The 823-nt window shown below is 64.9% G+C and carries 1 protein-coding gene and 1 pseudogene; both read right to left on the reverse strand.

Going from position 1 to position 823, the window contains the following annotated elements:
- On the reverse strand, window positions 1–513 hold a 513-nt coding region (locus QMK33_RS23400; RefSeq protein ID WP_502867102.1), incomplete at its 3' end, for a LytS family sensor histidine kinase.
- 10 nt (window positions 514–523) lie between these two features.
- Window positions 524–823, reverse strand: a pseudogene (locus QMK33_RS23405) (hypothetical protein); the annotation flags it as partial.

Consider the following 823-nt stretch of genomic DNA (forward strand, 5'->3'; position numbering starts at 1 on the left):
GTTGTAGAGGACGTGCGGGTTAATTTGGGTTTTGAGGAAGGCCAGCTCGGCCTGGTTTTTTTCCTGCGTCAGGAGTTGGGTAGCCGGGTCCTTTTCACGCCGTAACACCTCCTCAATCTTCCAGGCCAGGGCCGCCACTACCACAAAGGGCGGGCTCAAGTATATGTCGTCGATGGCGAAGGCGCGCCAGGAACTGCCCGGGTCGTAGTTGTGGAAGCCGAACGCGGCGGGCATCAGTACTTCGTCCAATAAGTAGCGCACGCCGCCGAACACCAGCGGCGTGGCCAGCAGGCCCAGCAGCAGTTGGAGCCCCCGGCCCGGCCGCCAGTAGCGCGGGTAGAGGAATAGGAAGCAGTAGTAGAACAGCGCCATCTGGCTGAGCCACATCATCATATTTGCCAGTAGACGCTCATGCAGGTGGGTCGAGTAGTTTAGCAGGACGCCCACTTCGGCGTGGGCAATCAGCAGGGCCCAGCCCAGGGCGTGGTAAAGGGCAATCCGGCGGCGGTTCATAACGTAAGGTTCAGCGTGCAAAAGTAGCCAGCGGGGCCCCCGGGGCGGTGGCGCTCACGGGCTGTCCCAGGGTGAACAAGTAGCGGTAGGTGAGGGCCAGCACTGCGCCCACGGCCGCCGTCCAGCACGTGATGAGCAGGGGCGCGCCTAGCAGGCCATCGGTGGCCAGAAAGCTGCGGGCAAGTAGCGAGTTTAGGGCCCCCAGCAGCACCGCCGCCGCGACTGGAAACGGCAGTAGGAAGAAGGCCAGGAACACCCACGGCCGCGCCCGGCCGCTCAGCGCCGCCCAGGCCCGGCCCAGCGGCGGCCC

Source organism: Hymenobacter sp. H14-R3, assembly GCF_030063445.1.
GTDB lineage: Bacteria > Bacteroidota > Bacteroidia > Cytophagales > Hymenobacteraceae > Hymenobacter.